Source organism: Butyrivibrio sp. (assembly GCF_015056685.1).
Classification (GTDB): Bacteria; Bacillota; Clostridia; order Lachnospirales; family Lachnospiraceae; genus Butyrivibrio.
This window is the reverse complement of sequence record NZ_SVFW01000070.1, coordinates 1-15,227: the sequence shown is the minus strand read 5'-3', so window position 1 is coordinate 15,227 and position 15,227 is coordinate 1. Positions and strand designations below refer to the sequence as shown.

General features: G+C 35.4%; 17 protein-coding genes and 1 pseudogene. 4 read left to right on the top strand and 14 right to left on the bottom strand.

The window, feature by feature from the left end:
* Positions 1–313: 313 nt before the first annotated feature.
* Both E7303_RS16985 and E7303_RS16980 read right to left on the bottom strand, forming a co-directional pair.
* Positions 314–595 (bottom strand): hypothetical protein, encoded by a 282-nt coding sequence (locus E7303_RS16985; RefSeq protein WP_292146616.1) that lies wholly within the window; start codon positions 593–595, stop codon positions 314–316.
* A 593-nt stretch (positions 596–1,188) separates the two neighbouring features.
* Complete coding sequence (locus E7303_RS16980) at positions 1,189–2,262, bottom strand: hypothetical protein (RefSeq protein WP_292146615.1); 1,074 nt, start codon at positions 2,260–2,262, stop codon at positions 1,189–1,191.
* Between the two features lie 375 nt (positions 2,263–2,637).
* On the opposite strand from E7303_RS16980, the gene E7303_RS16975 reads away from it, so the two are divergent.
* The gene (locus tag E7303_RS16975) at positions 2,638–3,081 is read left to right on the top strand and encodes a hypothetical protein (protein WP_292146614.1); all 444 of its coding nucleotides are present in this window, start codon (positions 2,638–2,640) and stop codon (positions 3,079–3,081) included.
* Positions 3,082–3,516: 435 nt separating this feature from the next.
* Here the strand turns inward: E7303_RS16975 and E7303_RS16970 are convergent, their stop codons facing one another.
* The 10 genes from E7303_RS16970 to E7303_RS16925 all read right to left on the bottom strand — a co-directional run bounded on the left by E7303_RS16970 (position 3,517) and on the right by E7303_RS16925 (position 11,951).
* A complete protein-coding gene (locus tag E7303_RS16970; RefSeq protein WP_292146612.1) occupies positions 3,517–4,170 on the bottom strand; it encodes a hypothetical protein in 654 nt (217 codons plus the stop codon).
* A gap of 163 nt (positions 4,171–4,333) precedes the next feature.
* On the bottom strand, positions 4,334–4,546 hold the full coding sequence (locus tag E7303_RS16965; protein ID WP_292146611.1) for an SEC-C metal-binding domain-containing protein: 213 nt from the start codon (positions 4,544–4,546) through the stop codon (positions 4,334–4,336).
* Positions 4,547–4,644: 98 nt separating this feature from the next.
* Positions 4,645–5,724, bottom strand: coding sequence for a hypothetical protein (locus E7303_RS16960; protein WP_292146610.1), 1,080 nt, complete (start codon positions 5,722–5,724; stop codon positions 4,645–4,647).
* 107 nt (positions 5,725–5,831) lie between these two features.
* Positions 5,832–7,073, bottom strand: a complete 1,242-nt coding sequence (locus E7303_RS16955; RefSeq protein WP_292146609.1) for a hypothetical protein — start codon at positions 7,071–7,073, stop codon at positions 5,832–5,834.
* Between the two features lie 41 nt (positions 7,074–7,114).
* Complete coding sequence (locus E7303_RS16950) at positions 7,115–7,300, bottom strand: hypothetical protein (RefSeq protein WP_292146608.1); 186 nt, start codon at positions 7,298–7,300, stop codon at positions 7,115–7,117.
* A gap of 176 nt (positions 7,301–7,476) precedes the next feature.
* The gene (locus E7303_RS16945) at positions 7,477–9,330 is read right to left on the bottom strand and encodes an AAA family ATPase (protein ID WP_292146607.1); all 1,854 of its coding nucleotides are present in this window, start codon (positions 9,328–9,330) and stop codon (positions 7,477–7,479) included.
* 108 nt (positions 9,331–9,438) lie between these two features.
* The gene (locus E7303_RS16940; protein WP_292146605.1) at positions 9,439–10,371 is read right to left on the bottom strand and encodes a hypothetical protein; all 933 of its coding nucleotides are present in this window, start codon (positions 10,369–10,371) and stop codon (positions 9,439–9,441) included.
* Complete coding sequence (locus tag E7303_RS16935) at positions 10,371–11,228, bottom strand: ImmA/IrrE family metallo-endopeptidase (RefSeq protein ID WP_292146604.1); 858 nt, start codon at positions 11,226–11,228, stop codon at positions 10,371–10,373. Before E7303_RS16935 ends, E7303_RS16940 begins: the two co-directional genes overlap by 1 nt.
* Before the next feature lie 43 nt (positions 11,229–11,271).
* Positions 11,272–11,610, bottom strand: coding sequence for a hypothetical protein (locus tag E7303_RS16930; protein ID WP_292146603.1), 339 nt, complete (start codon positions 11,608–11,610; stop codon positions 11,272–11,274).
* Positions 11,611–11,720: 110 nt separating this feature from the next.
* Positions 11,721–11,951 carry a hypothetical protein gene (locus E7303_RS16925; protein WP_292146602.1) on the bottom strand — a complete coding sequence of 77 codons (231 nt, stop codon included), beginning with the start codon at positions 11,949–11,951 and terminating at the stop codon, positions 11,721–11,723.
* A 115-nt stretch (positions 11,952–12,066) separates the two neighbouring features.
* On the opposite strand from E7303_RS16925, the gene E7303_RS16920 reads away from it, so the two are divergent.
* Positions 12,067–12,474 (top strand): hypothetical protein, encoded by a 408-nt coding sequence (locus E7303_RS16920; RefSeq protein WP_292146601.1) that lies wholly within the window; start codon positions 12,067–12,069, stop codon positions 12,472–12,474.
* Positions 12,475–12,484: 10 nt separating this feature from the next.
* On the opposite strand, the gene E7303_RS16915 is transcribed toward E7303_RS16920, so the two are convergent.
* Together E7303_RS16915 and E7303_RS16910 are read right to left on the bottom strand one after the other, a co-directional pair.
* Entirely contained in the window at positions 12,485–12,943 is a 459-nt protein-coding gene (locus tag E7303_RS16915) for a GNAT family N-acetyltransferase (RefSeq protein WP_292146600.1), read from the bottom strand.
* A 118-nt stretch (positions 12,944–13,061) separates the two neighbouring features.
* A complete protein-coding gene (locus tag E7303_RS16910; RefSeq protein WP_022772845.1) occupies positions 13,062–13,220 on the bottom strand; it encodes a rubredoxin in 159 nt (52 codons plus the stop codon).
* Positions 13,221–13,469: 249 nt separating this feature from the next.
* Between E7303_RS16910 and E7303_RS18140 the strand changes: the two are divergent.
* Positions 13,470–14,411 (top strand): annotated as a pseudogene (locus E7303_RS18140) (Rieske 2Fe-2S domain-containing protein); the annotation flags it as partial.
* A 93-nt stretch (positions 14,412–14,504) separates the two neighbouring features.
* Positions 14,505–15,146 (top strand): flavin reductase, encoded by a 642-nt coding sequence (locus E7303_RS18135; protein ID WP_292146617.1) that lies wholly within the window; start codon positions 14,505–14,507, stop codon positions 15,144–15,146.
* Positions 15,147–15,227: the final 81 nt, after the last annotated feature.

The following is a 15,227-nucleotide window of genomic DNA, read 5'->3' as shown; positions in this document are numbered from 1 at the left end:
TTAATCCTGTTTCTTTTTTTGAAGGATCATTGGTAAGCACTAAATAATCCGTCGGATAGTTCCCGCCACTAAATAAGTTCATAATAGATTCGTGAATCGTGTATTTTACTACGATTCGTAGCATCATGATTTCGCGATTCATCACATTTTACTACGATTGGAGGAACGATTATGTCGAATCTATGCTACCATACTCACAGATCCGATGAGGAATGGTACCGCATCATCATGGGCTGTCGCCAATGATGTTTGTGTTGTTAGCTGATAGCGCTTTTACCTGAGCATCACTAAATCAAATGAGGACAATCTGGTACTAGTCCTCCTGATTATTTACTTCCAGCTGTTTCCCTTCTAGTAGCCTTGAAAGTTCAATGAAGTTGTCAAGGCCTTTACGCTCATTCCAGACACTTGCCACTCCGAGAATTATCTTTTTACCTTGAATGCCATGATTCTGTTTGAAGGTACTTGGAGTAGGTTTGAAGATGTGGATGTTGATGGTGTTGTATTTGACTTCTACTGGATATTCAGAAAGGAAGCTTGCCTGCACTTTTTCTTTTAACAAGTTAGATGGGGTTATTATGGTAAGATTTGGCACTCCTGTGAACGATGCCTTCTTACGGTTATAGTTATCATTGCTGTTATCTGTAATAGCTTTGGGGTATTGATCTAGCTGTGGACAGTTGTGACAGCCCTGACAGTTGTCTGTTTTTTGAATCTGCTGAGTCTACTTGCCATTTATGACAGCCAATATATGTGAAATGAGAACAATGGCCCGTGAATGCCCCGCAGTCGTGAAGAGTCCACTTTATCTGCATGCTTGGGCGAGATTTGATCCATTTGAAGAGGAGTTCGTAGTTGATGTAGTATCCATGAATATTATGAAGCCAGAGGATATCTGGATCATATTCTTCAGCCCACTTTAGAAAAGTCCTGGTCGCTGTTTTGGATGCAAGGCCATGCTTGTCTGTTAGTCTTGAATAGATGACATGAGAATAGACGTCCATATCATTTCCGATACGCAAATTGTTTTTAATGATAAGATTTCGTTTCACACCCGAAAATATGTTATTAATGACATATTTACAAGTTTTAGATTTTCCATAATATGAATTTTAAATTCAGCTATTTTAGCCCCATTTTGCCGTGAAAAAGATACAGCCGTTCCACAAGTATCTTTTCACGGCAAAATCAATCCGATGCTTCCCCCGTCTTCTTAAATTCGTCCAAGCAAGCTTGGAAAGCTTGACTAATGTACGCCCGTTGGTCACCATCTAACCTTTTCAGTTCTTCATGTATCCTAGAATAATCTTCACCTTCTATCCTCGTTACATTAAATAATTCCTCAAAATCCTCGTCATGCTCATGACCTTTGTAAACAACTTTTTTATAGCCAATTTCAAGGGTGTTTTCATTAAGAAATGTATATGATATTCTTCCATAATTGTACTTTTTCTTAACGCCATTTTTATAATCTTCTACAGCTTTACGATATATTTTTTCGCTTTTATTTTGGGAAGGATAAGAATTAGTCATAAAGACTATCATTCCACCGCAGACAAATGAAAGCGAAATCAGGCATATGGGTAGTAAATATTGATTCAAAATGCCATAATACGATATAGCTAATATAGTGATAAGTATCAGTAAAGAAAATGCTATGGGCATCCAAAATTTTAACAGTTCTTTCTTATTCATTTTTGTTCCACATAGATTTCCATCATTTTTCTCATCTATCTGCTTATTACAGCCAAAGCCAAAGCTAAACCATGTTCCAAATACCGCAATAAACCACATAAAAATTCTATTCATGATGAAATCCACTTCGTCATCACCTGTCCCAATATATGGATATACCGTAGCAAAGAAGAATATGCAACCAGCTACAACTGCAACAGAAAAGCAAACTTTTGAAACCAAATTCGAATAATGCTTTAAATATTGCAAATTATTCTCTTTACTTGCATAGTTAAAGATCCAAGATGCAATAACACATATTCCCGGAATCAAGAACCCATTCTCAACAAATTTGCTTAATGCGTATAACCACGCTCCACTCTTATTAGCTACACGCACATACCTATATACAACTATTCCCTCGAGTGCAGCCATGAGCATCAATGAAACAAAAGATAATAATAATGGTGAAATCCAAGAGAAACGCAAGTACCTATACTTGATAACAATAGGTTTTCCATACATTTTATGACAAGTATACCCTCCTGCAATAGCAACAGTAAAACATAATACTATAGTTAGAATCATCGACATGCAGCTCCTTATCCTAAAATAATTACAATTAGTAGTTTCGCAAAAACTTTGGGAACAATTCCAATTTGATTCACAATTCTATTATATTGCATTATGAAGTATATAAACCATTATAATTGAGAGAATATATATTTCTTTTCCCATGTGGTTTACTTTGGGAGATCTCAGGAGAGTTTAAAAACTCAACATACCTATCATGAATTCCGGAAAAGTAGTCATTAAGCTTAAGTGAATTCTTTGATGCATAGAAACGCTGAGTAACCTCATTGAAGATGCTGAAACTCTGATGGAAGAAGGACATGCTCTGTCCAGAGCGTTTGATGAATGGGCTGAAGCGGAAATGGGTAAGCTTCCGGAAGGAGAACTGTCATGGTTAAAATAAAAGATAGAAATCTTCCGGAACTTGCAGAAATATACAATAGTGGCGGCAAAGATGCTCTTTATCAAAAGCTCCGAGAGTCATTTGGAATAAAGTATCCGTGGTCAACTCTGGACATGATGAAAAACATAGATTATCTGGGATATAACGAAGCTACAGACAGATTTTGTGCCGCACAATGTGAGAAAACTGGCGAAAGCCTATTTATGTCGATTGATGAGCTTTGTTCACCGGTAAAGCCACAGCATATATGTGAGGATAAAACAGAAAGGAACGCCCCTAAAGCAGAAGCAATGGAAAAGTTTGTTAAAGAGCTTATTGGGGACAGGCTTCTAGAACTTAGCAGATACGTTGTCATTGATACAATAAACAAAACAATGATCATAGACAAAACAGCACTTACCGATGCTGGATACACACTGGTAACTCATTAAAAGGTGGGTCAATTCACAGTGTAAAAATCGAGATTTATAAACAAAACTGACCCGCCCCTAAAATCGAATTGGCGGACCTGAGGGTGGGTCAGATTTAAGTATAAAAGTGGGTCAATTTTACTTGACAATCAACACCATAGAATAAAGACAAGTCTGGAAAATAAAATGTCGCCGGCTATGGAATCTTATATGCCGCGGATTCGTGAAATAAATGCCGATATTTCGAAAAAGGCACTTGCCGGTTACAGAGCCAATCATCAACTTGTTTTTTCTTAACTTCCAATAGCTTTTACACCCAAAATCAATGGTAATCCGCATAAAATTCGGGATGTAGTTTTTTTACTCAATTTTGACTGCCCTGCCTTAATTATCGCAAAAGTTAACATTATAACTGTAAGGCTTGCTCCAAATTCCGACTACACCTTTGTAAAATAATTATAAATCTCCATATAATAAATCAGATTCAACATAAACCAAGCGCCAATCATCAAAGAACAAACTTGAATCATTAAAAAATCTTTTATTTTCCCACCCTTGGTCTATTGCCTTGAACAATCGCGATCTAGGAATAGGCGTATCAATATTTGTAATTGAATCGGTTACATTATTATATAAATATATTTCTAATACATATAAACCCGCTAATGATGTAATAGCATTTTTTAAGGATGCAAATTTATAATTTTCTTTTGTTATACCATCATACGTTTCCTTATCTGCACGGTTATGCTTTATTCCGTTATACACTTTCCACCATAATGGTGAAGTATTGCTCCAATCTTTCCAAGGAATTATATCAATATCATTACATGATACAGTCAAACGCTCAATCTCAGGATATGTTTTCAAAATTACCCTCTTATATTTCTCAATGCTATTTGTAGTACTTGCAGCATTTATTTCTTTGCATAGCACTTTCGCCAACACATCCACTTCACTTCCTACCTGAAGAATTATTTTTGAAAAGAAGTCTGAATACGTTTCTAAATTATCATTTGATAAACTAACACACTGTACTGACTTACGAAATTCTTTTTCTATCATCAAGAATTGCTTCCAATATAAATTCATAAATGTGTTATCTAACATAAACGCATACTCCTACAACGTTCAAATGCAATTAAGCAAACTCCACAAATTATTTTCCAGAACAAATATATGTTAGTAAAGCAAAACATGCAAACAAAACAACTATTAATAGTAGCCAGCAAAATATGTAATTTCATGAATTATAATGTTAATCTCATACTAACTATCTATTTCTTCCGCAACACTTTTTATACTTCAATCCGCTTCCACATGGACATGAATCATTTGGATATATTTTTATTGATGGTTTTCTATGTACCAATTTATTAAATATCGCTCTGTCAGTAACATATGAAGGATATATTCCTTCTTCGGCTAATAATTGCATTTCAAGATGATGTATTATCTCATTAAAAATTCCAAGTGTTTTGTACATCTGCCAAATATCATAGCATATCTGCAATAATGATCTAGTCTCAGACTTATTCTTATTATTCGAATCGGTAAATTCAATCTTCTGTCCAAAAGAATCTGCTATCCTATCTCATTAGAAACATAACTATAATGCCCTATACTATTTCTAATATCTGAATTCAAAGATCCACAAATCAACGATTCAAGAGGAGCCATATCATCTATCAATTTTATGATATTACCTTTATTCCTCATTTTCATGACATTTGTCAAATCTTTAACATCTATTCCAGAAACAACTCTAATCGCGTTATAATCATCCCGAAGTATAATATTATCCAAGCCTATGGCTAGTGCCAGAAGACGGCCAATAAGTTCATACAGATCCACATATAACTGCTTTATTTCTTCAAACGACGTTGTTGTGATAGCAAAAAAGCCCAAATCTATGGCCGTTGTATCTTTTACAAAATCAATACTTACAGCAGGCATTAGCAAGTCTATTTTCTCATAGACTTGATCACATAAAATGTAAATCTGCCTCTTCCATGCTTCCAATATGTCTGCCTTCTTTACGAATTTCAAAAAGTCATGGCATGCAGTTGTGTGTTCAGTAAAAGCATTTAAAATCCATTTTGTCGTTTTAGGAGTTCTATCTATTCCATCATGATTCAAAAACTGAAACTGGTTTATCATTGTTGTTGCACGAATATAATCAGCCTCATTATTCAGTGGAAACAATTCCTCGTTTGTGTCAAATTTTTCCCGTATAACCTCTTTAATCTTCTCATAATTCTTAGCAAGATATAACTCATTAAGTGCTCTTACATATATATGTTTTTCAACTCTATAAGATAAAATATGACTGAACTCTAACCTATAATCTTCATAATTCAACAGTTGGGTTGCTAGTATAAAGGGCGATGGCACTGTGGTAACAGTTTCTTCAAAGGATTTTACAGCAAATGGAGGAACAGTAAAAAACTCTCCCGCACAATAAACAACACAATCCGGCATTTGCTCATTAACCACTTCAGCATTTTCAAATGAAAACCCTCGTGTTTCTTCATACATGCCTCTTATTGATACACCGCATTTACATTTATAGCGTACAGGATGTTTCTTGGCAAATCCCATTTGATATTTCAAATTGCAGACGCATCCACATATTTTACATTTGTAATACATATTAGCAATCAAAACTAGGGCTCCCTTTTCATATGCACTTATAACACTCACTCATTACATATTATATCTTAATTTCCAGTTATTTTTTCACTTACTAATTATTCTATTTCACATAAGTCTCACCCTATCAGTCTCCGCTCCATAATTGCCCGAACAGACTCCCTGCTGATGCCAATACGTTGCAATGTAAGAGAGTAAGCCAAGGCTGATAGAGCAATTCCTGTATTAGCAATTTGCTCAGTCAATTCCCGCTGTCCACTGTGAGTTATCCTATTTCTAACTTTTACAAATTCCTCAATATCTTTGTCAAATAGAACGATATCCCACCCACTTGTCAGGCTTAAATCTTCATTTTCATGCCATGCCCTGATAAACCTGTCTGCTGCTGGATCACTCCAGTGGCTTATACTGCTGAATATATTATCGTATGTCTTATCCGGTAACTTATGCTCTTCGTCACTTTGCTTTCTATGAGCCTTAATAACATCTTTTATATCGTTAATAAGATTCTCTAACTCCGCATTCTTAACGCTTTTTACTCCTGTTGCATTTATCTCAGTTTCAAGAGCGGAACAGATGTTGCGTATTTTATTAACAGTCATCATAACAGCATCTTCATCATCTTTTGGGATAATGCCAGTTGGCAACCCAACGCATTCTTTCGACTTTGCCATGGAACTAATTAGCAGCTTTTTGAACATTTCATCTGTAAATGGCTTTACAGATATCACTCTTACCATATCCCATACCGATGCAGGTTCCTCATATTTTACATAACACTCTGCAAAAGAGGATAAGCCAAACTCAGGGTGTCTGGTAAGGAGCTTTATTGACTCAAAAAAAATATTTCTTCTGTAGGTGAGAAAGGCAAGTATGTCACTGGCATAACCATAATAATCATAAAACGTCTCTAAGGTTTGACACGAATTAAACTTGATAATCAAACTGGATATATCGTTTGATAGAGTCCCACCTTCATTAATATCATTTCGCTGTGATATAGCAGATCCAAATAGCCAGGTAGTGATATCACCCTCAATATCAACAGTAAACTCCTTGGCATCATCGACAACGTCGTACACCAATAGTCCGTGAGCATGATTACTCTCTTGTTTATTATCATTATTTGTAATCTTTTGCTCCAGCTCAAAATTTTCATGAAGAGCATTACAAGGATTAACAGATCTTAAGGATCCATTTACAAATTCAATACCTGTGAATCTAAACAACCAGCTCAACTCATCACTATCTTTTTGCAACAGTGGAACAGAATCCGACTTTGGGCTCTCATCACTTATTCTATTGGCTTTTTCATACGGTAAAGTGTCATATATAATATAATTCCACGTATTAATCACCAAAGAATGGTATATCCCACGGTCTTCCTTGATATATACAACGATTACCTTCTGATCCGAAGTAACGCCCCATACATATCCCGCTCTATCAGGACGCAAAAAAACTTTGAATAACGCCCATCTGCATCCTTATAGTCGTCAACACGAACAAAAGTGAAGCTAAATTCATCAGATGTAAAAATAATAACATGACCATCTATTCTGATTTTGCCAGTTAATTGACTTTTCATGATATATATGCTCCTGTCCCTTTGCCCAACGTGCATTTCAATAAGTTGTAGTTTTTTATATCATTCCTCAATGTCTTAATTCCACTACATTGACCATATTTTTCTATATATGCCGTAACTGATTTTTTCCAGAACTATTCTTAAAACTTTTTGTACGCTTCAAAACAAATGGCTTCTTAACAGTCTTCATCACAGTTACTCTTTGCACCCAAAAATAGTCTTTCGAGCTGGTCAAACAAAGGTCTAAAGTCTTCAAAGTGCTTGCTGTCAACCGTAATTAAATCTTTCCAAAAATCACATTTATGCTTATCCTTCATCTTATAAAAGGGCAAAGCATCACTTCTGATTTCTGCTTTTTGATTTGTTTTTAAATATTCCTCCGTCAACAATGTTTCAACTTCGATAAAGCAATCTGTGCTTGTTTTTTCACTTACATATTTTTTTAACCTATCTGGGATAGGTAACATAAGCGCATAACGATCTGCATGATGATGTTTTATGTAAAGGCCTTCTTTTACAGATCCTTCCCTTTCATCAAACATCTTTCTTGAATTATCTTTCTTCTTTTCTAAATCTTCAAACTTTTTGTACCCTTCAGTATCAAAGTCAAAAAGACATACAATGACATGATTACAATCATGCGTAATATTTGAACATGTCAGATACCCCAAAAGTCCATTGCATGAAAAATTCCCATGTATTGCAAATGGACAGTTTGTATGGAATTTCTCTTCGAGGTTCTCTTCCGTAATTCCATCTATTCCTTTTATTTTTAAATAAGCAATTTTATAAATCTGATCATATCGGTTCTCTACAAACAGACAGTTATTCTCAATGCCTTTTGCGTTTACCATCAATTCTGCAATTCTATTATCCTGATTTTTGATTTTATCATAGAACTGCTTATTTGCTATCCTCAATTCACTATACTCAAACTGACTAACCTGACATAATTGAGGCGATGCATTTTCTCGAGAAAATAGTTCATAAAACTGCGCATATGTTGGTGCTAACGAAATCGTCGCAGGAGAATGTGTTGCTATAATTACCTGAATTCCCTTTTCAATGTAGAATTTTTCAATCACATGAAAGAATGCTTCTGCCAAAGAAGGATTCAGTGGTGCATCATATTCGTCAAATAATACTAACTTAATGTCTTTACTTATTTCTTCATCCAAAGAATTTAGTGCTAGTTTTAATATTGCTTTTTCTCCATCACTCAAATCATTTATGTTGCGGATATTTGTTCCTTCTCTTAATAAAGGGTTTTCATCTATGTTTGGTGTAGAAAACTGATAATCTGATTTAAATCTGTATTTAAACTTTAATTCCTCAAACAATTTGTTAAGAATTGTCCATGGGGCATTTTTTAACCATTCTGTATTATCAAATATCGTAGTCGATTTTGAACATTTAATCTGTTCGTCAACACGTTTACAGCATGCTATATAGAACAAATTACCAATTTGTTCTATAATATCATTCTCATTTCTCCAAATAAAATCATTTGGTAAAATTCTTTCTAGCTCGGTTTGAGAAAGATTAAATGCCCTTTCATCCGGATAATTATCCTTAATCAATTGTATAAGTTTACTGATAGATCTCCATGACGGATTTCTAATTCCATTGTTATCAATCAAAGATCCCGTTTCAAATTTTGCTTTACGTTTTGAATTTAAAACATGATTATTTGAATATTTGATATTACTTTGGTAATAGTTCCACGCATTTGTTGCATTGTTCTCTCTATACGTTACAGAATAATGGCCAAATTCATTTCCAAGATTAATATTATCTCTAAAAGACAATAAGAGTACTTCTTCAATTACCTCTTCCTCTCCATCATCATCTGACTGTGAAATAGTTCGTAAAATAGACTCACTTGTATTTTGGGATATTATTTTAAATAGCTGACTTTTCCCACTGCCATTAGTCCCAGAAAGAATTATTAAATCTCCATCCAAAAAATAATCTGTATTTTCCCTATACAATTTGTATGGCTTTAAAATGCTAATATGCAACTTTTTCATATATTACTTTCCTTTGTTTACATAAAATATTCTTCATCGTACAGCTACGCATGTGTATTTAATTCTTTATTTGTATAAAGCTCATGCTAACTATTTTCACGAACATGTTTACTTTAACACCAGCATGTACTCCACATTTTCAAACATCCCTCTTATTATCTCCTCTGCAGTCAATTCCTCTACAATCGCCTGTGCGGGTAACTGCGGTGCTTTCATTACTTTTATTCTGTTTCCATATACCTTCTTAAGAAATTCTACTATCTGCTCTTTATCCGACTCATATAACACTTTCATCTTTATGAGGAAAGCTACAAATGAATATAAAGACACTGCGCTAATCATGTGTTCTACATTAGGGAGTGATGTTTGTATAGCTTTATTAAATCTGGAAATTGATGCGTGGTCATGTGTACAGAAAAACATCTTCCCACCTTTAGGTAATTCCATGATAAGCAAAATACAGACTATGATCAGTTCCTCAGCAAGGCTATCTTTTCCTTGTTTCCTAGATACTAGTTCTCTAATAATATTGGTTGTAAAGTCAGTATCCTTCGGCACCTTATAGTCAGTCTCAAAAATATCTTTATATTTTGCAGGAAGATTTTCTAAAGCTTGTGCTAAGCAGGTTAGTGTAGCCTTATTCTTAGAAAGAAGTCCTACAAAATCTCTATTTCTTTCAAAGGCACTTTTAGATATATATTCTCCGAGCTGTGATGGTAATGTTATTTCTTTTAAAAGGACAAGTTTAAAACCTTGCTCCGAAATCTCTTTAAAAAATGTTCTGGCACAGGCATTAATTCTCAACCTATCTTTTTCAGATAGCTCATATATAACTAACTCAGTTACTATCAATATACATTTAGCTTTTATAAAATCTCCTATGTTTTCCATAGGAGCTTGTGCCAGCCTTGAAATAAAGCCTGTATCTAAGAATAATGCATTCTCTGCCTTAAGAATTGCCATTACTGCTTCATGCTGATCTGTTATAAAGTAATCTTCAACATCTTTTTCAAGGTTCATTATGATATCTGCCACTTCCATCAATAATTATCCTCCTTGACAGATTCATAATATTTTTTTAGCCCGCTCATTCTATAGTCGTAGTCTTGCTGTGTCATGAGTCCCAAGTCAAGGAGCTTTTTCCCTTTGGTAGCAGCCTCCTCCATAAGAATCTCAAAATCATCTTCCATAGTTGGTTCCATGATAGATGGCCTTCCTATGGCTTTAGCCATTTGACCAAATATTTTTCTCTGGGCATCTTCTTTATTTTGATGAAGTAGCGCGTCTACAAGCTTTTCATCGCTCTTATCCCATAGTTCCAACTCAAAAAAACGTATTACAACCGACATATATGTGGTCTTATAGTATTCCATTAGATTGATAACCATTGTCAATTCATTTAAATAAACTGCATTTTCTTCCTTTTTTCTTAGTGACAATGAGTTTTGCATAAAGGTCGAAGTCTGTATAAAATCTTCTGAAGGCATCATTATACTTCCGGCAAAAGCATTGGCGAACATTTCATTTTTATTCTCATCATAATTATCAAGATACACCTCCATCACATTTTCTGAAGAATGTTCTTGAATCATAAGATGGTACAGATCATGGGCAACTGCAAAATTGTTATTTGCCAAACTCTTACTAGTGTTTATAACAAGATATCTTTGACCATTCATTCTTAATTGACATGCACCTATTTCTTTACTCTTAAGAGGAATATGCACAAACTTATACCCTTCACGCGTAAATAGCATTTTAGCCAATGATTGCACATCTGGAATTACAAATACATTCTGCCTGTTAAGCATGTTATAAAACTGCATGCAAGCTATACCAATTTCTTTTTTATTTTCTCTATTAAAATCAAGTATCCTGTAAAATCTTTCTTTTTCCATATTGCCTCCAAAAAAGGAGCCCACAAATGTGAGCCCCTTTTCCTTATACTCGTAAATCTGTTAAAGCGTCGTAAAATCTGAACATATCTAATAAATCAGCAGCTATTTTTTTATCATGTTTTTCCAAATGGCCTGCATAGAATGCCATCTGTTCATTTTCCTTGGAGGAATAATATACTGTCTCATCATCATTTAAGAAAAACAATACATCTTTTCCCAAAGAAGTAGCCAAAAGCTCTGCGTCATCCATTTTCAGATCCACATCACCATTAAGGATTCTACTCACCTTACTTTTTTCCCATCCAGTAACAAGGGAAATATACGCATTTTTAATTTTCCTGTCTTTTAAAAAGACATTTAAATTTTTAATAAACTTCGTCATTTTTCTTCTAATTTGTAATTATGTATGTTCTTGGTTTGATTCTTGTTTACAAAATTCTTATTATTTGCAACAAATTTTCTTTTATAGTTATATAATACCATCATATATAATTATTTCAATATTTCTTTCTCGTTTTTTGCATTTCTACTTGCTTGCTTTTTATCATCATTACAAATCGCCCTGCAAGTTTCACTAATCCCCTCCCTATAGATATGAAACATTAATAGCCTTAAATAAGTAGATGGATGGTACTCTTCACAATTCTCAGGATACCCAAGGAGTATTTTCCTTATTTCTCCCAATCCAACTGCCTTCAATTCAGTATTTTCTTCACTATCCATAGATATTCCCTGGCAAGCTTCCAACATAGTCATAATGGAAATCATTATTATCACTAACAATCCAATTCAAAATATAGTAAAATTATTACAAATTTCTGATTGCACAGGAGCGCCTATGAATAATAAAGACACCTTTTTCCACAAGTTAATAATGAAGTTGCCTAACTACCTTGAGAAGATTGTAGCGGCTATACTGCTTATAGGCGTAATGTATGGTGGTTTCCATCTTGTTCTGGATGCATTTTCTTTTACAAATAGTGCTGCAGATATCGATGCTCTTGAGTATATTGAGAAGCTTCTGGCTTCTGCATTCAGCGTGATTATTGTGATTGAGTTTGAGAGAATGCTCGTAAAACATTCCATGAATACAATAATTGAGGTGCTGATTTTTGCCATCGCAAGAGGGCTTGTAGCAGGACATGAAGAAGCTATATATGTTCTTATCAGAGTCCTTGCTATTGCAGTTCTTCTGTTCTGCAGAAAATATCTATTTAAGGAGTTTGATTTTGAAGAAGAGCAGTAAGTATAATGCTTTAATTGCTAAGCAATTTTGCCGCATATGAGCATGTAGGTACTATCTTTTTGCACTCCCGGTCCGCTTCTTCGAAAACCTTATATACCAGTCTCTTTGCTATTCCGTTTCCTCCGTATTCAGGCTTAACCTCTGTGTGAAAGATTGTGATGGTGTCAGCATTTTCTTGATAATCACATTCACCGATAATCTGCCCATCTTTATCCACAGCAGTGCTCCTGTTATTGTCTTTATCCAGTTTTACCATCACTTCATGATTATAGATAATATCCAAAGCTCCCGATGAGCACTGCTTTATAGTTTTCCATATTCTTTGTGTCTCATCCTGACTTAGATCAATCCAAGGTTTTCTTTTAAAATCAAAAACTCCAGGGCAACCTGTCACGCATTTCCTGGCATGTCTGCATTTGTCCGAATTCCAAAATAATGAAATATCATCAGTTTCGTATAATCTGTGCATATGACTCCCTCTGCCACTATTGAAGATAAGGCAGACACACCTCTTGGATGCACCTGCCTTTACTTGCTTATCAATATTTTATTTGTCATCTGTTATTCTTCGCGGCTATTCTTTTTTGTTATGCCTCTACTGAAAAATCTTCCTTTCCAACTCCACATAATGGGCAAGTGAAATCAGCCGGAAGATCATCCCACTTTGTTCCAGGTGCTATTCCGTTATCAGGATCACCTGCTGCCTCGTCGTAAACATAGCCACAAGTATTACATACATACTTCATAATCAGTTTCTCCTTTCATGCTCCAACCTTCAGTAAATGCGATTGTTATACAACATATCAACTAAGATCATTACCAGCGCATCTACTTTCTCACTATTTCGTTCATAAATACATTCTATCATATAAGCATATTTCTTTCTTCAACAATATTTAGAATAAATTGAGATTCGCGGTGGTTATCGGCATACCGTTTATAGTATAATTGTATTGTAGCCCGCCGTTTTTTCTACAAATCCGGAGGTTTTATCTATGATCAAAAATCAGTGGTATGCTGTTCTGTCTTCTAACTCTGTTAAAAAAGGCAATGTTATTGGAGCTAGACGTTTCGGCGAAAACCTCGTCTTTTTTAGGAATGAAAACGGCGAACTCAGCCTTGTCAGCAGCCTTTGCGCCCATAGAGGCGCGTCCCTTGAAAAAGGCTGCGTCCAAGACGGAAATATCAAATGTCCTTTTCACGGAATTGAGTATGATTCCAATGGCAAATGCGTGCATATACCGTCAGAAGGCAGAAACTCCGCTCAAGATTTCTCCCGGTTCGACCTCAAGCATTATATGGTAAAAGAGGTTGGTGGAATAGTATTTGCCTGGTACGGCGACGGTATGCCAACTCATGATCCTGACTACTTCGATGTTATCACTGATACAAACTATTCTTATGATCATATCGAAGATACATGGAACGTACAGTACTCCAGAGTTATTGAAAACCAGCTGGACGTATCCCATCTTGCCTTTGTTCACCGCACCACAATTGGTCGTGGCAATAAAACTTTGTGCAACGGTCCGAAGGTGGTATGGCTTGATGACAATACCCTGCAAACCAGTGCCAATAACGAAGTTGACAGCGGGCAATTACCCAAATCATCCGCAGACAGCCTAATCAAGAGCACGAATCTAACCTTTAAATATCCTAATATGTGGCTCAACCATGTCACGGATAAAATACTGATTTTGGCTTTCTTTATCCCGGTTGATGACGAGCATTCGATCATAGCGCTTCGCTTTTACAATAAAATAACCGGATTAAAGCCTATCGACAAGGCTATTGCCTGGCTTGGAAGTCGCGCCAATAAAGTGGTCGAAAGGCAGGATAAAAGAATTGTTGAAACACAACTTCCCAAGAAAAGTGATGTTCCCATGAAGGAAATGCTGGTTGCAGCTGATCTGCCAATTATTGAGTATAGGAATAAGAGAAAAGAACTTCAAAAATCAGCCAATAAAGTCCAAGCACCAATATTGAAAACCAACACCATTTCTACCACTAACGAGAAAGGAGTCCCCACTATGTCAGAACTCAACCCAAAAGCTATGTACAAACTCTCCTACGGTCTGTTCGTTTGCACAGCAGTTCGAGGTGAAAAGAAAAATGGCTGTATTATCAATACTGCAATACAGGTTGCATCAGATCCTAACAGAATTTCAATTGCAGTAAACAAAGCCAACTACACTCATGACATGATAAAAGACACAGGCATTTGCAATATTTCAGTTATTAGTAAAGATGCATCTTTTGACCTTTTCAAGCACTTTGGTTTCCGGTCAGGAAAAGACGTGGATAAGTTTGATACATCTTTTCCTGCTTCATCATATGAAACTGCCGAAAATGGCATTCCATACATAACTGCCGGGACAAATGCATATTTTTCTCTTAAGGTTGAAAAAGAAGTTGACCTTGGTTCACACACTCTTTTTATCTGCGAACCGACATTTATGACTGTACTGTCAGATACTCCGTCCTGCACATATGAATTCTATCAAAGCGATATCAAGCCAAAGCCCGAAAAAGTCGGAACGACGCCAAAAGGCGAAACAATCTGGCGCTGTCTTATCTGTGGCTATGAATATGTTGGTGAAGACATGCCAGATGATTTTATATGCCCCATCTGCAAACATGGCAAAGATGATTTTGAGAAGATAATTCGCTAATCTATAATCGAGCCTGCAAATATAAAGTCAATAGTAAAATAAGATTTTTCTATAGTTTCAAAAACGTGTATAACTAATAAG